At 36.3% G+C, this 18,420-nt stretch carries 19 protein-coding genes and 3 pseudogenes; 10 read left to right on the forward strand and 12 right to left on the reverse strand.

Going from position 1 to position 18,420, the window contains the following annotated elements; genetic code table 11:
• Positions 1–17: 17 nt before the first annotated feature.
• A pseudogene (gene terL, locus AAGD70_RS06290) lies at positions 18–497 on the forward strand (phage terminase large subunit); the annotation flags it as partial.
• An 83-nt stretch (positions 498–580) separates the two neighbouring features.
• On the opposite strand, the gene AAGD70_RS06295 reads toward terL, so the two are convergent.
• Together AAGD70_RS06295 and AAGD70_RS06300 are read right to left on the reverse strand one after the other, a co-directional pair.
• On the reverse strand, positions 581–1,834 hold the full coding sequence (locus AAGD70_RS06295; protein ID WP_341814077.1) for a hypothetical protein: 1,254 nt from the start codon (positions 1,832–1,834) through the stop codon (positions 581–583).
• Entirely contained in the window at positions 1,725–2,711 is a 987-nt protein-coding gene (locus AAGD70_RS06300) for a hypothetical protein (RefSeq protein ID WP_341814078.1), read from the reverse strand. Before AAGD70_RS06300 ends, AAGD70_RS06295 begins: the two co-directional genes overlap by 110 nt.
• A gap of 546 nt (positions 2,712–3,257) precedes the next feature.
• Between AAGD70_RS06300 and AAGD70_RS06305 the strand changes: the two genes are divergently transcribed.
• The 4 genes from AAGD70_RS06305 (at position 3,258) to AAGD70_RS06320 (ending at position 7,479) form a co-directional block, all read left to right on the forward strand.
• Positions 3,258–4,565, forward strand: coding sequence for a hypothetical protein (locus AAGD70_RS06305; protein ID WP_341814079.1), 1,308 nt, complete (start codon positions 3,258–3,260; stop codon positions 4,563–4,565).
• A 150-nt stretch (positions 4,566–4,715) separates the two neighbouring features.
• The gene (locus tag AAGD70_RS06310) at positions 4,716–4,865 is read left to right on the forward strand and encodes a hypothetical protein (RefSeq protein WP_156518109.1); all 150 of its coding nucleotides are present in this window, start codon (positions 4,716–4,718) and stop codon (positions 4,863–4,865) included.
• A 237-nt stretch (positions 4,866–5,102) separates the two neighbouring features.
• On the forward strand, positions 5,103–5,294 hold the full coding sequence (locus AAGD70_RS06315) for a hypothetical protein (RefSeq protein WP_065095443.1): 192 nt from the start codon (positions 5,103–5,105) through the stop codon (positions 5,292–5,294).
• Positions 5,295–5,331: 37 nt separating this feature from the next.
• Complete coding sequence (locus AAGD70_RS06320) at positions 5,332–7,479, forward strand: hypothetical protein (RefSeq protein WP_065106813.1); 2,148 nt, start codon at positions 5,332–5,334, stop codon at positions 7,477–7,479.
• Between the two features lie 197 nt (positions 7,480–7,676).
• Here the strand turns inward: AAGD70_RS06320 and uvrB are convergent, their stop codons facing one another.
• Together uvrB and AAGD70_RS06330 are read right to left on the reverse strand one after the other, a co-directional pair.
• Positions 7,677–9,590, reverse strand: a complete 1,914-nt coding sequence (gene uvrB / locus AAGD70_RS06325) for an excinuclease ABC subunit UvrB (RefSeq protein ID WP_065095141.1) — start codon at positions 9,588–9,590, stop codon at positions 7,677–7,679.
• A 394-nt stretch (positions 9,591–9,984) separates the two neighbouring features.
• Positions 9,985–10,257 (reverse strand): annotated as a pseudogene (locus AAGD70_RS06330) (transposase); the annotation flags it as partial.
• 133 nt (positions 10,258–10,390) lie between these two features.
• On the opposite strand from AAGD70_RS06330, the pseudogene AAGD70_RS06335 reads away from it, so the two are divergent.
• A pseudogene (locus tag AAGD70_RS06335) lies at positions 10,391–11,247 on the forward strand (IS982 family transposase).
• A gap of 22 nt (positions 11,248–11,269) precedes the next feature.
• Positions 11,270–11,488 (forward strand): transposase, encoded by a 219-nt coding sequence (locus AAGD70_RS06340; protein WP_065095234.1) that lies wholly within the window; start codon positions 11,270–11,272, stop codon positions 11,486–11,488.
• A gap of 344 nt (positions 11,489–11,832) precedes the next feature.
• On the opposite strand, the gene AAGD70_RS06345 is transcribed toward AAGD70_RS06340, so the two are convergent.
• Genes AAGD70_RS06345 through AAGD70_RS06365 form a run of 5 tightly spaced genes read right to left on the reverse strand, consistent with a single transcriptional unit; the run spans position 11,833 to position 13,959 of the window.
• The gene (locus AAGD70_RS06345; RefSeq protein WP_065094399.1) at positions 11,833–12,210 is read right to left on the reverse strand and encodes a cytochrome c-type biogenesis protein CcmH; all 378 of its coding nucleotides are present in this window, start codon (positions 12,208–12,210) and stop codon (positions 11,833–11,835) included.
• Entirely contained in the window at positions 12,194–13,234 is a 1,041-nt protein-coding gene (locus AAGD70_RS06350; RefSeq protein WP_065094400.1) for a hypothetical protein, read from the reverse strand. Before AAGD70_RS06350 ends, AAGD70_RS06345 begins: the two co-directional genes overlap by 17 nt.
• A 2-nt stretch (positions 13,235–13,236) precedes the next feature.
• The gene (locus tag AAGD70_RS06355; protein ID WP_065094401.1) at positions 13,237–13,596 is read right to left on the reverse strand and encodes a ferredoxin family 2Fe-2S iron-sulfur cluster binding protein; all 360 of its coding nucleotides are present in this window, start codon (positions 13,594–13,596) and stop codon (positions 13,237–13,239) included.
• Positions 13,597–13,627: 31 nt separating this feature from the next.
• Positions 13,628–13,789 (reverse strand): hypothetical protein, encoded by a 162-nt coding sequence (locus tag AAGD70_RS06360; RefSeq protein ID WP_156517976.1) that lies wholly within the window; start codon positions 13,787–13,789, stop codon positions 13,628–13,630.
• An 8-nt stretch (positions 13,790–13,797) separates the two neighbouring features.
• Positions 13,798–13,959 (reverse strand): hypothetical protein, encoded by a 162-nt coding sequence (locus tag AAGD70_RS06365; RefSeq protein ID WP_341814080.1) that lies wholly within the window; start codon positions 13,957–13,959, stop codon positions 13,798–13,800.
• Between the two features lie 571 nt (positions 13,960–14,530).
• On the opposite strand from AAGD70_RS06365, the gene AAGD70_RS06370 reads away from it, so the two are divergent.
• The 3 genes from AAGD70_RS06370 to AAGD70_RS06380 are packed head-to-tail and all read left to right on the forward strand — an operon-like array spanning position 14,531 to position 17,019.
• Entirely contained in the window at positions 14,531–16,084 is a 1,554-nt protein-coding gene (locus AAGD70_RS06370) for a Mur ligase family protein (protein ID WP_065094402.1), read from the forward strand.
• A gap of 7 nt (positions 16,085–16,091) precedes the next feature.
• Positions 16,092–16,682 (forward strand): COQ9 family protein, encoded by a 591-nt coding sequence (locus AAGD70_RS06375; RefSeq protein WP_065094403.1) that lies wholly within the window; start codon positions 16,092–16,094, stop codon positions 16,680–16,682.
• 4 nt (positions 16,683–16,686) lie between these two features.
• Complete coding sequence (locus tag AAGD70_RS06380; RefSeq protein WP_006279274.1) at positions 16,687–17,019, forward strand: hypothetical protein; 333 nt, start codon at positions 16,687–16,689, stop codon at positions 17,017–17,019.
• Here the strand turns inward: AAGD70_RS06380 and rsmD are convergent.
• The 3 genes from rsmD to AAGD70_RS06395 all read right to left on the reverse strand — a co-directional run bounded on the left by rsmD (position 16,977) and on the right by AAGD70_RS06395 (position 18,407).
• Positions 16,977–17,525 (reverse strand): 16S rRNA (guanine(966)-N(2))-methyltransferase RsmD, encoded by a 549-nt coding sequence (gene rsmD / locus AAGD70_RS06385; RefSeq protein WP_065094404.1) that lies wholly within the window; start codon positions 17,523–17,525, stop codon positions 16,977–16,979. The genes AAGD70_RS06380 and rsmD overlap by 43 nt on opposite strands.
• Before the next feature lie 122 nt (positions 17,526–17,647).
• Positions 17,648–18,277 carry a hypothetical protein gene (locus AAGD70_RS06390; RefSeq protein WP_065094405.1) on the reverse strand — a complete coding sequence of 210 codons (630 nt, stop codon included), beginning with the start codon at positions 18,275–18,277 and terminating at the stop codon, positions 17,648–17,650.
• A complete protein-coding gene (locus AAGD70_RS06395; protein WP_245611000.1) occupies positions 18,267–18,407 on the reverse strand; it encodes a hypothetical protein in 141 nt (46 codons plus the stop codon). Before AAGD70_RS06395 ends, AAGD70_RS06390 begins: the two co-directional genes overlap by 11 nt.
• Positions 18,408–18,420: the final 13 nt, after the last annotated feature.

Here is an 18,420-nt window from a genome sequence, read left to right on the forward strand (position 1 = left end):
TACTTGTTTCCGGACAACCTCTAAAGCGCTATAAAAATTTCCCTGATAATCTCTCACATGTAACTCAAAGCTGGGACACTGCAGTTTCAACAAACGATTCCAGCGACTTTAGCGTCTGCACCACCTGGGCAAAAATAGATAATAAATTCTATTTACTTGATGTATATCGAGCAAAGCTTGAGTACCCAAAGCTTAAAGAGCAAGTTCTGTCACTAGCTGCAAGATGGACACCACACGCAATTTTGATCGAAGCAAAAACGAGTGGTCAACAATTAACACAAGAGCTAAAGGCAAATAGCGATCTACCGATTATCGAAATAATTCCACACAATGACAAACTCACTCGATTTTATCAAATTGTTCCGGTGATAGAGTCTGGCAGGGTTTTTTTGCCACAGCAAGCGGTATGGCTCAATGATTTTGAGTATGAGATTTTAATGTTCCCAGAAACTCGCCACGATGATCAAGTGGATAGTACGGTGCAATATCTGCAATAGATGAGAAAAATTAACACCAGTGCTTTCAGGGTCAGGGATTTTGGCTCCAACCCTAATAAAACACTTGGGTGGTTAAGATATATCTAAAAACCTCCATTTTTCTCCAAAGCTTCTGACATATGCTTTACCTGTTGCACACTACACTTTTTGAACTCTGAAGAGACACTTTTCTTATGTGGCACAGCAGGAGAAGCAGGTAATCCTGAAGAATAACCACTATCTGCAGAACTTGTAGAAACGTTACGACTAATTTCTTGTTCATCATCAAAGAATTTAAAAAGTAAGCCTTTTTTTGCCTTAAAAGGTAAATCTGAGTGTAGTTGCTTCCCCTTCTCAGGAGGAAGAACTGAGCACACTTGCTCTGCTCCCTCAGAAGTAGAAAGAAGTGAACGCAGTGTCTCACTATCAACATAAAGTAAGTGTAGTAACTTCTCGTACTCAGGAAGAAAAAAGCCGGAGTTTAGCTTCTCCTTCATCTCAGGAGAAAGAACTTTGCATAGTTCCTCCCTCTGATCAGGATCAAGACGTTGTTGCCACTCTGGTCCACCTTCATGCGTAGGAGAAGTCACTCCTGAGGGTGGATTATTTTTTGCTTTTATTCTAGTTGGGAATGAAAAAAATGGCTTAGACACAGGTGGTTTTTCAGTTACAGGAGTTCCAGGAGTACTTCGCGTTGTATCACGCCCTACATCATGTCGCTTAAGGTTTACGCCATATTGCTTCTTAAAAGGTGAAGAGAGCAATTTTTTTATTTTTTGAACACCACCCCCATGTTTCTTCTCCGGAGATTCACTTTCTTGTGACTTTGCTTCAAAACACTCATCACTACTTTTTCGATCACTTTTATCAGTAACTTGCTGTTTTTCAGGTTCCTCATTACAAATGTTCTTCATATCTTTTGGAGAATCTTCAGAAACCCCAGAATTTAAGGACATTGAATTATCCCATGCTATAGGAAAAGGAATCGATGATGGTCTACAGGTCATTTTCTGATCCCGAATATTAGCCTCTGTTAGCATACCTTCACCAGCACCTAAAGATAGCTGTGATTGACCACAAGTGGGTTGACTTGGATCTATTTCCCCCAGCACCCCCCGAAAAGGCTCTGTTTCTTCCTCTTTTTTTGATCTTCGCCTGGGATGCTTCTCTAACCCTTCACCACGACTCCGCTTGGGACACCCCCGTGTCGGTGATGCTTCAGCTAATAGCGTTCGAGGAAGCTCAGGGTCAATGGACAGTAAAATCAAATCCACAATTATTAACAGAAACAGATTCTTTGTCAGCATCGATGTCTCTTCTTTTTTTTCGATTACTATCGCATCTTTGCACTTTTTCATCTTGTACCTGCCCCGTCCCCGTTGCAGGCTTCTCCTCCAAAACTTTCGGTGGACACACCTCTTTCTTCGGTCCCTCCTGCTTCGCTTTTTTCTCTTCTTCCACTTTTGGTTTTTGTGAATTTTCATGAGATTTTCTTTCAAGCTCAGCAAGACGCAATAGATGTTTCAAAGGATCTGACGCAATTTCAAGTTCTGGTTTGCTCAGAAAAACCGGCCTTACAAATCCTGGTGAAACGTCAAAAAGGAAAACTGGCACTTTAGGCTTTTCTCTTTCATCTACCTTGATTTCTATATCTTTACGAACTTCTTTAGTTGCTTCTAATGATGTTTTTTCTGCTTTTTTATCTTCTTTTTCTGTAGATGCCTCTACCGCAGCCGCCAACTCAACTCCAAACATCTCTGCGAACATTGTAATAATCCATCCGACAACAGCCATTTGTAACCTGAGTTTCAGATCTTGCAATGCAGTTAATCTTTCTAACGCCCTTGCAAATTCTTCTTCTGATAACTCACCACTGCCTAATTTTTCCTGCAATTCTTTTATCTCTTTGTCCAACCTCTGATTGAAACTTAAATCGCGTGCAAAAATCTTCTTGATTAACTCCTTAAGCTTGTCACGCAAAAACTTAATTATCGAAAGAAGCCAATTTTTTTCTTTCTTCTCCTTGAGCATTTGGTAGATTTTCGGATCATCTACATTTACTTCAAAAAGGTTAAAGAGAGATTCAAAGAAATTCCAGAAATCTCCGAGTACTCTGTCTTTTTCACCAGTGAAGTGATCCTCCTCATCACCTTCTCCGGTATGTAGCTCCGCTTGAGATGATATTTCATCGATACAACTAGAAGCCTGACGCTCACACTCGAGCCTCCTGAGCAAATCTTGTCTGGTGAGCTCCTCTACGCACTGCCTCTATTGCTCTGATATAGCTAAAGTGACTTACGATAATTTGAAAAACAAAAATTCGTCATTCCGCTACTTGTTAGCGGAATTCATACCGCGAATGAATCGCGGTATGACGTAGGACTGCTGTCATCCCAGTGCGTGACACTGGGATCTCGTTCCTTAACTTTATAGTGTAAATTATTTCAAATTGTGTCTAGCTGCAAGTATAATAATTTCCATTTATAGATAAAGTATGTTGCAAATGTTATACCAAAGAGTATAATAAAATCTATATCAAATACTTTACAAGAAAAAGTGGTGATAGAGGCAAAAGCAAATATTAATAAGGATAATTTAAGAAAAGCGCATGCTAGAGTTTGAAAAAACAGCAAGAATAAAAAATATTATTGAAAGGTTAAATGGCGTATGATATAATATAGTGTAAAGATATAAATAATTTTATTGACATCTTTACATTAATACTTCTTAAATATTTAGTACTGTAGAATTAAATTATTAAGTTTTATGAAGGGAGTAAAAATGGTGGAAAGCTTTTCAGGTAACAACAAAGGCAGTAATTTTATTGAGGAAGCAAAAATAATGGAAAATTTTTCAGATAATAACGGAAACGGTAGCTCGATCTTCCAAGGAAAAATCAGGGAGCAAGATTTCTCTGCGGAGCAGAAGTTAAATGAACTAAAAGTAGCCATAGAGGAGCTCACCAGACAAGATTTGCTCAGGAGGCTCGAGTGTGAGCGTCAGGCTTCTAGTTGTATCGATGAAATATCATCTCAAGCAGAGCTACATATCGGAGAAGGTGATGAGGAGGATCACTTCACTGGTGAAAAAGACAGAGTACTCGGAGGTTTCTGGAATTTCTTTGAACCTCTCTTCAACCTTTTTGAAGTAAATGTAGATGATCCGAAAATCTACCAAATGCTCAAGGAGAAGAAAGAAAAAAACCTGATTACTGCGATAATTAAATTTATGCGTGACAAGCTTAAGGAGTTAATCAAGAAGATTTTTGCACGCGATTTAAGTTTCAATCAGAGGTTGGACAAAGAGATAAAAGAATTGCAGGAAAAATTAGGCAGTGGTGAGTTATCAGAAGAAGAATTTGCAAGGGCGTTAGAAAGATTAACTGCATTGCAAGATCTGAAACTCAGGTTACAAATGGCCGTTGTCGGATGGATTGTTACAATGTTCGCAGAGATGTTTGGAGTTGAGTTGGCGGCTGCGGTAGAGGCATCTACAGAAAAAGAAGATAAAAAAGCAGAAAAAACATCATTAAAAGAAGAAAATAAAGAAGTTTGCAAAGAAGTAGAAATAAAGGTAGATGAAAGAGAAAAACCTAAAGTGCCAGTTTCCCTTTTTGAAGTTTCACCCGGATTTGTAAGGCCAGTCCCTCTGAGCAAACCAGAGCTTGATCTTTTACCAAAGCCTATAATGCCTTCTATATTTAAGGAGGTTATAAACAATGAGAACCGCGAGGAAACAAAACCAAAAGTGGAAGAAGAGAAGAAAGCAAGACCTGAGGAACCGAAGAAAGAGGTGTGTCCACCGAAAGCTCCGGAGGAGGAGAAGCCAAAACAAGATCAGCGAAAAAGAGGTGGAAAATTTAAACTTGGTAATAGGAAATTAAGAAGAGCAAACCTAGATAACAGTAATAAACCTCCTGCGCACGATTATCCAATTGGTGATTGGCAAGCTCCATCAGGCACTAGTGATAAGTCTAATACTAGTGCTGATCAGCGTAGTTCTGCAAGTAATGCTCAACCACCAAAAGGATTGACTAATGATGTAAAAGTTGAGAAATGTGCAGAAGGTCAGTCAGTAGGAAAGACATAATCATGAAGGTAGTTAGATTACAGTGATTTCTTTTTTGTCATTCCAGTGCGTGACACTGGAATCCAGGCTGTGGGTTTGGTAAATGTAGGGTTTTATGTTAAAAGGGAGTGGTTTTGATGAAATTGCAAAGAACCAGTGTTAGCTACTTGGATGACAAAAAAGACTGGATCCCAGTGTCTGGGCACTGGGATGACACCTATGGGTATTTGGTATGACATAAAGAAACACGAGTGTCATTCAGCATCTTTTTTTGTCATTCCAGCGGGTGACGCTGGAATCCAGACTGTGCATTGGGTTTGATAAATGTAGGGTTTTATGTTAAAAAGGAGCGTTTTTGATGAAATTGCAAAAAAGACTAGATTCCAGTGTCTGGGCACTGGGATGACAAGAAAGGGTAGCACGTGACGCTGGAATCTTGAAAGTTGGGTTTTATGAAAAAGAGTGAATAAAATTTTTTGAAAAAAAATATAAAAAAGTGCTTGCACTTAATTTTATTTTTAGTATATTAATTACATAATATTTTTACTGGAGAGTAATATGCCGAATGATAATGATAATGATAATAAACGAAAATATGGTGACAATAATGCTCCTGGAGGAGGAAGAATTGACCTAAGTAAAGTAGACCCAAGGAGAGTTGATGACTTTACAGAGAGAATTAAGCGTGAGGAGGAGAGAAGGAAGCAAAATCAATCTAGTGGTCAAGGTAGTGGCAGAAGTGGTAAGTAACAGTAAATTTATGGTAATTTGAATAGGGAGGGTTATTATGCCTAATATAATGAATAAAGAATTAGTAAGAGCATTTAACATTATTCTTTGTGAAAATGATATTGGCATTACTAATTTTACTGTACAAAGCACAGATCAAACTTTTTTTAAGAAGGAAAATCGTATTATTATCTCATTTGATAAAGATATGGATGTTGGTCAATGCATGGAGTACTTGCACAATATAAAGGAAAGCATAGTAGAAACATTTTGTGGGAGTGAAAGTGGTGCTAATATGTCTTTTAATACAAAGTTTTTTCCTTTTAACTTTAATGAAAGGCAGTTGACTAAATATAAGGAGGGATATAAGCTTTTAGTGCCAATAGGTAAAGGTGTAGTTTTTAATCTAAAATGTTTACTAGCTAATGGGCTTGCGAGAGACGTCACAGGTGCTATGGGAAGAGATTGTGGTTTAGAATATGTAGAAGAGCATACGTCTGATAAAAGCTTTGACAGGAAATCTTATCTGTATTGTATGCGTTTCTATGATAAAAGGTTACAAGATTATTTTGTAGAGTCATTCTCGTCAAGGGTAAAAAATTATAAAAACGGCCCTAAAAGAACTGATGATTTTTTGAAAATCAAGGACAATTGTGTGTATATAAAGGCAAGCATTTTTGATAATGTTGAGTTCATTAGGAGGGTAGTAAAAAGAAAAGCATCTTTGATATGTCGTGACTTTCAGGTTCCAAGTAGCAAGGATGAAGTTGTTGAGAGTCTGAAATTTCCAATAATTGTTTTGCTTCGTGGAATGGGCATACCAGCTGATACTATATTGCATACTTCTTATACAGGCCATGGTGAGAATTCAGTTCTTGTACCTATTATACAAATTACTTCTGGTATTGGAGGCAAAGAAAATTGTAGACTTTTAAATAAGAAAGAAGTGGGCTATATTAATAATGTATTTGGTATGGTTGTGTTAAATAATGTTGAAGATTATATTTCACCAAAACACCTACCGGTATTTGGTAATCGAGGAGTATATGGAATAGACTTTTATGACAAAGACATTTCTTATTGTGTGCTGAATAAAATCATGGAAAGCTCTGTAATCAACAAAGACCATGAACTGTCCATTGACCCTGAGCTTCCTCGAACGCTATTAGCTGAAGCATCACCGACACGGGGGTGTCCCAAGCGGAGTCGTGGTGAAGGGTTAGAGAAGCATCCCAGGCGAAGATCAAAAAAAGAGGAAGAAACAGAGCCTTTTCGGGGGGTGCTGGGGGAAATAGATCCAAGTCAACCCACTTGTGGTCAATCACAGCTATCTTTAGGTGCTGGTGAAGGTATGCTAACAGAGGCTAATATTCGGGATCAGAAAATGACCTGTAGACCATCATCGATTCCTTTTCCTATAGCATGGGATAATTCAATGTCCTTAAATTCTGGGGTTTCTGAAGATTCTCCAAAAGATATGAAGAACATTTGTAATGAGGAACCTGAAAAACAGCAAGTTACTGATAAAAGTGATCGAAAAAGTAGTGATGAGTGTTTTGAAGCAAAGTCACAAGAAAGTGAATCTCCGGAGAAGAAACATGGGGGTGGTGTTCAAAAAATAAAAAAATTGCTCTCTTCACCTTTTAAGAAGCAATATGGCGTAAACCTTAAGCGACATGATGTAGGGCGTGATACAACGCGAAGTACTCCTGGAACTCCTGTAACTGAAAAACCACCTGTGTCTAAGCCATTTTTTTCATTCCCAACTAGAATAAAAGCAAAAAATAATCCACCCTCAGGAGTGACTTCTCCTACGCATGAAGGTGGACCAGAGTGGCAACAACGTCTTGATCCTGATCAGAGGGAGGAACTACGCCCATTTCTTTCTCCTGAGGAGCGAAAGAAGCTAAACTCCAACTATTTCTCCCCTGGGGAGGAGCGGCTTTTATATTTGACGCATGCTCTTGAGGGGAAAAGGGAGCTAAGCAGATCTCTATGTGAGGGTAAAGAATCACAGTTATTGCGACTTGCAGAAGCACAATTATCGTCACCTGATAACTCTAGTTCTAAAAAAGTTGATAGAGATAGTGGTTTTTGTTCTATGGGTTCTCCTGCTGTGCTACATAGGGGAAATGTCTCTTCAGAGTGCAAAGAGTGTAGTGTGCAACAGGCAAAGTATATGTCAAAAGTTTTGGAGAAAAATTGAGGTTTTTAGATATATCTTAACCACCCAAGTGTTTTATTAGGGTTGGAGCCAAAGTCCCTGACCCTGAAAGCACTGGTGTTAGTTTTTCTCATCCATTGCAGATATTGCACCGTACTAAATATTTAAAAAGTATTAATATAAAGATATCAATAAAATTATTTACACTTTCATGCTATGCCCATAGCATCATATATTACTTAACCTTGCAATAATTTTTTTATTCTTGCTGCTTCTTCAAACTCTAAATTTTCAGCATGCTCTATCATTTGCTTTCTCAAATCATCCTTATTAGTATTTACTTTCGGTTCTGCTATTGCCCTCTCCTGTAAGGTGTTTGATATAGGTTTTATTATAGTCTTTGGGATAATATTGTGCAATATATTATGTTCTTCTTGTTTTTTTCTTCTTCTTTCAGTCTCTTTTAACGCACGATCCAGAGAACCAGTGATTTTATCTGCATACAAAATTACTCTACCTTCAGCATTACGCGCAGCACGACCGATCGTTTGAATTAATGAAGTTTCCGATCGCAAAAATCCTTCTTTATCAGCATCCAAAATTGCAACCAACCCACACTCTGGAATATCAAGACCTTCCCTCAGCAAGTTAACACCTACTAAAACATCGATTTCTTTAGATCTCAATTTGTATATAATTTCTATTCTCTCCAGCGCAGCAATATCAGAATGCAAATAACTCACTCTCATATTCAATTCACTCATATATTCAGCTAAATTTTCAGCCATTTTTTTCGTCAATGTAGTGATTAAAACACAAAATCCCTTCCCTATTGTCACTTGTGCCTCATGAATTACATCATCAATTTGACTCTCTATTGGTTTTACAATGCAGATTGGGTCCGTAAGCCCTGTTGGACGGATAACTTGCTCTATAAATACATTATTGGTCTTTGCCAACTCATACTTTCCGGGAGTGGCTGAAATGTAAATAGTCTGCGGCCTAACTCCCTCCCACTCTTCAAATTTTAATGGACGATTATCAAAAGCGGAAGGGAGCCTGAAGCCATAGTCGATCAATTTCTTTTTACGCGCCTCATTACCACTGTACATCGCACCAACCTGAGGAACGGTGACATGACTCTCATCAACAAATAAAATTACGTCTTTAGGTAAATATTCAAACAAAGTAGGTGGTGGATCCCCAGCTTCCATTCCATAGAGATAACGCGAATAATTTTCAATACCTTTACTTATTCCTGTTGTTCTCATCATTTCGATATCAAAATTAGTGCGTTGCTCGAGGCGCTTTGCTTCAACAATCTTATTTTGCGAGTAGTAATAATCCAAGCGTTCATGCAGCTCTTTTTTGACTAGTTCAATTGCCTGCAACAAAGCCTCACGCGGGGTTATGTAATAGCTATTTGGAAAAATGGTGATTTTATTTACGCCTTTGGTAACATTGCCCGTTATAGCATCAACTTTAGAAATTTCTTCTATTTCATCGCCAAATAACGATAAACGCCAAGCTTTATTTTCATAATGGGAAGGAAATATATCAATAATATCGCCGCGCACTCTGAAATATCCTCTCTCAAACCTGGCATCAGAGCGCTTGTATTGAAGATCAGTTAAGTTGCTCAGGAAATCATTAATATGAATTTTATTTCCAACACTAAGCGGTATGATCATGCTGCGGTAGCTCTCAGGCGAACCAAGACCGTATATGCAGGAAACACTGGCAACTACGATCGTATCCCTGCGCTCCAAAAGGGAGCAGACGGTGGAATAACGCAGCATCTCAATTCTTTCGTTAATTGCAGAATCTTTTTCGATATAAGTATCAGTTTGTGGTAAATAGGCTTCAGGTTGATAATAATCATAATAAGAAATGAAGTATTCAACAGCATTATGGGGAAACAATCCTTTCATTTCCTCATAAAGCTGTGCTGCTAAAGTTTTATTGTGTGCCATAATTAATGCAGGCCTGTTTGTCCTTGCAATAACATTTGCCATAGTAAAAGTTTTCCCAGAACCAGTAACTCCAAGCAAAACCTGATCTCTTTTATTGCTATTTAGCCCTGCAATTAAGCTATCGATTGCCTGTGGTTGATCCCCAGCCGGTTGAAAATGTGTAGCGATTTGAAATTCCATAGACTTTACTTACTATCTTTGATTCATTGTATAGTAAACACTATATTGCTTTTAAGATAAGTTGTATAGCTATCGTAAAGCCATAAAACATTAACCAATAATGTCATGCAAGTAGCTGACACTGGAATCTTGTTTCAATGCTAAACAAAATACCATAGAATTCAAGAAGACAATTCCTAAAAAATCCCTACATCCAAAAAAAGGCAAAATGTTGCTTGAATAAGCTAAATTTTTTTAGATGCAAAAACAATAAAACATAGTTGATACTAAATTATAGTACTCCTATGACAACGTTACAAAAATTAAGGAAATGGATAGCTCTGATCAATTGGAATAGTATTTTCAGGTACCGGTGGTCAATATGACATTTTTAAAATAAAGATTTAGAACCTGTTTAAAATCTTCTCAATAGAAGAGAAATGAAGGAAAGAACGACCATTTGTAGGCTAGTGTTAAGTTTTCGCTCGCAATTTTTCCACAATCGTCTGCATTTTTCTAACCAAGAGAAAGATCGCTCTACAACCCATCTTTGTGGCAATACAGCAAAGGAATGTAATTCACTTCGTTTTATTACTTCTACAGTTGCTCCAATAATCGTTTTTATTTGAGTTGCAAAATTTTCTCCTGTATAACCTGCATCGACCAGTATATTTTTAACTTCCGAGAGGTTTTCTTTTGCGCTTTCAACCATTCTCACAGCACTGCTAACCCCAGTTGTAAATTAGAAAAAATAGAAAAGGTAAGGAAATAGGGTAAACTCCGAGGTATTTGATATTCATTCCTAAAATAGGAGGTTACCAATGAAAGAGAAAGTAACAGAAATCTTTTGTATAGTCGATGATTTTTGCAATACAGTCGATGAAAATTTTGCAGAAAAACTTCTACCAAGTGGCAAAAAACCAACCAGGACGCCAGAGATTACGCATTCAGAGATTTTTACCATAATATTGCTATATCACCAATCCAAGTGCGACAATTTTAAAATTTTCTATGTGCATTATTTGAAATTATTATACGAATCAGCGTTTCCAAAATTGCCATCCTATAGTAGGTTTATCAGGCTAAAATCGCGGGTTTTATGGTATTTAGCGCTCTTAATGCAATGGTTTTGCGAACAGTCAAAAGTGACAGGGATTTCGTACATAGATGCAACATCTATCGCTGTTTGCCATCCAAAAAGGACCTCGAGAAACAAAGTTTTCAAAGGGTTGGCAAAGATTGGAAAGACTACTTATGGGTGGTTTTTCGGTACATCTAGTAATCAATGAAACTGGCGAAATTCAAGGGGTTACGGTGATAAAAGGCAACGTTGATACCTGTGCCAAATTTAACTAAGAAATTAACTGGATTATTGTTTGGAGATAAAGGACATATCAAAAAAGATCTTTTTCACGAATTATTCGATAGAGGGTTAAAGCTTGTAACCAGTATAAAAAAGGGTATGAAAAACTCATTAATGGCGCTAAATGAGAAGATTTTGTTAAGAAAAAGATCGATTATTGAGACAGTTTTTGGCTCTCTGAAAAACAAATTTGAGATTGAGCATACTCGCCATAGATCACCGATAAATTTTTTGGTACACATTTTTTCTACGCTTGTTTCATATTCCATGCAGCCGAAAAAGCCCTGTATTTCTAAGCTTTACTTCGTTGGCTAATCCGCAACTGGGGTATATAGGGTTGACACCAAGGCAATATTCTTCTGGAGAAGTTGATCGGCATGGCAGCATATCAAAGATGGGACCAGCGGAATGTAGAAGTATGTTATATGAAGCTGCACAAACAATGCTTACAGTTACCAAGAGGACATTTAAATTAAAAAACTGGGGTTGCGAAGAAAAAAGGAATGAAAAAAGCAATTGTAGCAGTAGCAAGAAAATTAGCTGTAATTATGCATAGGATGTTGGTTGATAAAACAGAATTTTATTATCAATAAACATCAAAAGAGCATAGGACAATAATTTTATTGAAAATAAAGATAGCAATGCCGATGGAAGGGACAAGCAAGAACTTAGTTAGACTTCGTGGTAAATATGTTGCCGTCCACTTCCGCCTAACAAGTATAATGCGGCTTGACAAATTTATTGTCATCTCAGACCGCGGAGAGAACCATATGCTACTTTTAACTTATGTAAAATTACCAAGGATTATGGAGAAGATATGCTGTTTTGATTTATGTGAAAATTATTGTTGACTTATGTGCAATTAGAGAACCTAAGTCACTTTAGCTATATATAAAAGGTTTAAGTGGTTGTATTGATGTATCTTTGTATTAAAAAACACCCAATAAGCAGAGTTGTAAGTGGAATAAACCACAAAATGTAAGTGCTAGGTGGTACGATTATAATTGAATTGCCGTAAGAATTTTTTAACTCTGAGATTATCTCTTCATCAGTGTATCCATCATTGATTTTTTTACGAATTGCTCCTCGCATATCATACGCGATCTGAGATCCAGATTCAGACAATGATTCGCCAGAACATATTGGACACCTTATTATTTCAAATAAACTTGTTGCTCGTTTTTCCATGCTTTTATCTCTGAGTTTATTATCCAGAGTAAAAGCGTTTACGCCTGAGTGAAATATCAATATGAAAAGTAAACTAACTACTGCTCTCATCCTTGGTTAATTGGGTTATTTTACTGAGTTGGTTCATAAAATCAGTAGTGGATAACTTTCCAATAAAGCTTGACCCTACATCATCATCGTACTTTATTGAAAATTGAATGCCGTCATCAGTTGTTTTTTCTGATAAGGAAGACATTAATTTTTCAAACGCATCTGAAGTTTTTGAGTCACCAATCATAAACGAGATTAATTCTTTATAATTTGATATAGCCACGTTGATTTTGTCTTTAAATGAAGACGTAACCAAATTATAATTTTGCACTCCACCATCTGCAGCAAGAGAAAAATTATTACTTTGAATTAAAAATTTCTCTATGTTGAAATTAATTCTGGAAGCTGAGATGTGGTTTACAAATTCGTAATCAAATTTAGTGTCGATACTAAGGTAACTTTCAGGACTTGCAGTATTTTTATACCGATAAGTATAAAAATCAAATCCTAGTTTAGTATTTCCACTTGGTTCTTTATCGAGGTGAAATTGAATGTAATTACTTTTATCATTCACTTCAGTTATAACACTTTGCTGATTTTCTGAAACATCACATTTTAATCCATAATCTTCGTAACGAAGTGTATCTATATAGTCTATCACGGTACTATTTCTGTTGAATCGCAATGAAGATGGTAAATCATTTAGTCTAACAACAAAGTGGCTGCTATCATTTGTGTGGCATTTTATATTCTTTTTCTCATCACCATGAACAACAATGTTGACTTCATTGCTTGGTATGTAGATATATACTGATTTATCAAACAATCTATTTTTTATCAATAAAGCATCAGATGAGATGGTTAATTGCTCATTGGAAAATTTTGGGTTTGTCACACGGAAAATTAGGTTAGAAGGAAGTCCACTAAAATCATGTAAAATATCAAACTTTTCGTCGTTAATGTATAGTATTGTTTCAGCTAAAAGATTTTTTACCTTACATGCAGAAAAATACCAAAAACCACTATACGCTACAGGAATAAACAAAAGTAAAGAGATGATAATATAGATAAAAATCTTACGCATAGCTAATCACTCCCCTGTTTATCCAATGATATATTTCTTGTACCCCTTGGTATGGTTACACACAAGCCGTCGATATCTTTTGTGATTTTTATTTGGCACCCAAGTCTTGATGTCTCCGTTAAGCCGAAGGCTAGATCTAACATATCGTTTTCCTCATCAGATATGGGATTATGCGTTTCTACAGCATTATAAAACTTTGGATCAACAATCACGTGGCATGTAGAACAAGCAAGAGAGCCTTCACATGCACCTTCAAGCAGATCTGGATCACTTCTGTGGGCTAAATTAAGCAGAGTTTCTCCCTCTGCAGCTTCATAGCTTTTCTTACTCCCATCAGGTAAAATAAAAGTAACAGATGGCATATTATCCCTATTAAAATCCTTACTAATTTCTCTATATCCTACAGGTAATAACTAATATTTGCAAACTCTTTGCAATTCCAGTACCTATATTTCTTGTTATCCAAGTATCTCCTTTAGCATAGATCCCGCTAACAAGCAGCGGGATGACGGTTGTCAGGCTAGTGCCTTCTCCTGTCATCCAAGTAGCTGACACTGGTTCCTTTATGATGGCAACGCCCCTATGATGTCATCCCAGTGCTTGACACTGGGATCCAGGAAAGTTTGCTTGTAAGCAAGCAAACTAGCACAGAAAGTGGTTACAACATTTTCAATGAGATTATATGGAAAACTGGATTCCAGTGTCAAGCACTGGAATGACATCATAGGAGCACTGGGATGACAAAAAAAGGAGCACTGACCATTTTCGGTCTCTTAAGTTGCTTTAGCTACAAACATTAAGAAATTTACCAAATAAAAAAAAAGGCAAAAGAAACCCTAGTCATTGTCTATTTTCAGTATTGGCGTTTTTTAAGTCTTAAACGCTGCAATTTAGCTGCTTTTAAATGCAACTAACCTTAGCTTTAATATTTAAGAAATTTACCAGGCAGAAAAAAAAGGCATAGAAAACCCGCAGTAGCTAGTTATTACACTCTCTATTTTAAAATTTGACGTTGGGTGATGTCTTGAACGCTTTATAAGCGCGTTTCAGCTTATATAGGTAAAAACCTAGAAATTTGATAAAGACATAAGGTGCACATAGTGCAAAAAATTAAACATGAGACGCCAGATACGTGAGTTTTTTTGTCATTTAATCTGTACAGAGAAGATAAATAAATAGCTTCAGTTTCATGATAAGGGGGCTGGCGGAGTTTGTCAAGGAAGTTTTTGTTTCTATTGAATGACAGTTGTAACCTACGAAAGAAGTCTGTTGTAATTTGTACGATATCTTTATAAAATGGTTCGCATAAGTTATCTAGCAGTGCAACTAAACAAATACAAAAATCAAAACGTCGCGGTTTTTGGTCTTGGTAAAACTGGTTTATCCGCCATTAACGCTCTAACAAAGAGTGGTGCAAGAATATATGCATGGGATGATCATGAAGAGCAAATAGCAAACGCAAAAATGATGTATAAAAAATGTAATTTTATTCATCCCAAGGAATATAATTGGCATGAGATCAGTGCATTGGTTTTAAGCCCTGGAGTGCCAACAGAGCCACATTGGATAGTAAAACTTGCAAGGAGATTTGATTGCAAAATAAAATCAGACATTGAGCTATTTCTTGAAGCTAAAACTATAAACCAGAAGGTAATAGGCGTCACAGGAACAAATGGTAAATCAACCACTACATCACTAATAGGGCACATATTAAAATCTGCAGGGAAAAAAGTAGCTATTGGTGGAAATTTAGGTGTTCCTGTTTTGGATCTAGAAAGAGATGCAGAAATTTATGTAATCGAACTCTCTTCTTTTCAATTGGAGTTGATGAATGAAATTAACGTGGACATTTCAGTACTGCTCAATATTACACCAGACCACATAGATAGGCATGGAAGTATGGAGAATTACATAGCAGCTAAATTAAAACTGATAAACGGTAGTGAGATTGCTGTGATAGGATGTGACAATGGGATTACCGCTGATATATTCAACAAATTCACTGGGAACAAAATTCCAATCTCAGTAACATATTCCCCGATGTCATTCCAGCGCGTGACGCTGGAATCCAGAAAAGAAAAACCATTGCCAACTACTCAGATGACAGAGGGTGGTGCAAGAGATCTAATATCATTGGCAGGTAACAATTTGCTTGATTATAGTGAACAGATTACTGGTATAGATCGAAATTATCTGGATCCCAGTGTCAGCTACTTGGATGACAAAAGGGGCACTGGGATCCAGAAGATCTCGTTAAAACTAGAGAATCATAGCTTATCAGTAAGCGACGTGAAAATAAACCTAATATCCAACGCAGAAAACATAGCAGCCGCATATGCCGTATGTAAGGTACTTGGAGTAGATAGCAACACTATTATCAATGGAATCAAGTCCTTTTCAGGACTGAGGCATAGGAATGAACTGCTTGGCAAAATAAGAAATGTGTTTTTCGTGAACGATAGCAAAGCAACTAATGCAAAATCGAGCGAAAAGGCGATCTTATCTTATGAAAACATAAATTGGATCGTTGGTGGAAGAAGCAAAAAAGGTGGAATAGAATCATTAAGCAAGCATTTTACAAGGGTTAGAAAAGCTTTTCTTATTGGAGAATCAACCGAAGCTTTTGCAAATGTTATGGAGAATAAAGTAGATTATGTTAAATGTTGCAATCTAGAAGATGCATTCAGATTGGCTTTTGAAGAGGCCTTAAATAGCGCAGAAGAAGTAACAATATTACTTTCTCCCGCGTGTGCTTCTTTTGATCAATGGAAAAATTTCGAGGAACGTGGTGAAGCATTTTGTAGAATGTTTGAAAATCTCAGGTACAATCACACATGTTGTTTAGTATAATGCTACTGTGGAACAAAAGTTAATAATAGATAAGCTAATTAGGGTTATTCCATTTGAAGGGATAAGCGATGAAACCCTATTAAAGGTGTGTACAGACCTTAATCTAGCTAATAGCTTTTGCAAATTTCAGAATGGAATATATAGCGCTTTGGAGCACATAGCAGAGGACTTAAATAGCTCAATGGAAGCTGAACTAAGGAATTCTAATTTAGAAGATATGAAAGTGCGAGAGCGAGTAAAGTTAGCCATTCAAATACGCCTTTCAAATTACGCTAAGCTACCAAATTATAGAGAACTTTTAAAAAATGTCTTATTATTCTCTGTATCACCAAAAAATACATATTTTTCTAGTAAACTTTTATACAGAACTGTTAGTGCGATTTGGTATGGCATTTATGACCAATCAACAGATTTTAACTACTATACAAAAAGAGCAATATTAGCTGGAGTGTACTTAAGTACGATACTTTTTTTTATCAATGATTATTCAGAAGATTTTGCGGATACTTTATCGTTTCTTGATAACCGTATCAACAATGTCATGACATTTCAAAAATTCAAAACTCGCTTAAAAGGAATCATAGGAAATTTCTTATAAGCTATTGATTGTTGGTAGAAAAGTACTTGAGCACGATCCTGAAAAGGTTTGTGAAAATAAAAATATTCATGCTGATCATAAAGAACATTTAGTTTATCGTGAGGATAATAATGGTACAACAAAATACACCAGTTACGAAGAAAAAGAAAATAAATTTATTGAAGAAGCACATGAATATTTAATAGACTCTGAATTTAATAAAAATTTTGATCTAGGGCAGTACAGAATAAGTAATTTCTCCGGAAACTTGACGAAAATAGAACTGGAACTCATCAATGAAAAGTATATGCAAGTTCAAGTTAATAGAGAAAGAAAAATTATTCTCGCTATACCGTAAATACGTTCCAAAATTACGCTAAAATTTTCGTTGCATTGAAAATCTTCATTTTTTTTGATCTCTAGAATTATCAATGCATCATCACTTAACCAGCCTGAGTTAGCTAGTCCATTCAACGTTGATTCAACTAGATTGCTATTGTAAGGTGGGTCTATAAAAACTATGTCACATTTTGAAATAGGTTGTGGTAAGCAGTTAGCACTGCAGCAAATTAGCGTAACATTGTCCGTAATTCCAAAATCTTCTGCTGTTTTTTTAGGCAATTGCAAATTGTAATAATCTGAATCTACCATAAATGCATGTTTAGCGCCGCGAGAAAGCGCTTCAAATGAAAAAGAACCACTACCACAGAATAAATCAAGTACATTCAAGTTATAAATAGGTTTTCTTGAGGAAAGCATATTAAATATTGCTTCTCGGACAATACTCATAGTTGGCCGTGCAGCTAAATGCTTACCTGTAGTTATTTTTCTTCCGCGATATTTGCCTGCAATGATGCGTAGCATATTAAATAAGCTCCAAAATAATTAATTATTTATACTATATGATTAATGTCAATATGGCTTTAGCAGTTTAATAGAGAGAAGCTATCGAGTCGCTTGTAAGAAAAACACAAACACAAGACTCATCAGTTATCTTTTTCTGATTTGCCTGCTGCATTAATTGCTTGACCAATCTCATCTTGTAAATCATCATGATCATTTTTTTCATCATGATTTAGCCCTTCAATTCTGCTTTCTAACTCTAACTTAATTATAGTATTGATTTTATCTATATTATCAAGAAAGCCTCTACATTCTTCTTCACTATACTCTTCACCAGATGCTTTTTTTTCAATAAATAGGTTTTTAAATCCTGCTAGATCAGAATTCTGATCGGTATTTAGTACAACATTTCTCTCTATGAAGCTAAGATCTGACAGCAGTAAGCTAACCTCTAACAGATCTTCACTTTTCACGCTTTTAAGGTCTTCAAGACTTTCTAAAATACTAAACACCTTAATCCTTTCTTGTACAATCTCTTTGTCTTCCTTATCAAATTCAGACAATAAACTATGATTATCTACAAATTTCTCACTCAAAGCTTTATTTAATTTAGTGAGGTCGATATTGTTGTCTGGTGTGTTGTCTAATAGTAGATCTACTCTCGCCCTACGCACATTTAAAACGTCATCATAATTATTTAATTTTATATTGCCATCATCATCTTGCTGCAATTTATAATAATCAAGGCCTTTGAAATTTTTATTAGTCTTCATCTTCAATCCTCTTCTCATCTCCTTTTGCATCTGGTTTCCTCATTGGTTCCGGTAATTTCCTTTTACTGTCTTCTCGATTTCTTTTTTCCTCTCTGTCAGCACGTTTTTTTATAGCTTCCTGGGTATTCATTTCAAAAAGTGCC

The organism is Wolbachia endosymbiont (group A) of Nomada flava (genome assembly GCF_964027055.1).
Classification (GTDB): domain Bacteria; phylum Pseudomonadota; class Alphaproteobacteria; order Rickettsiales; family Anaplasmataceae; genus Wolbachia; species Wolbachia pipientis.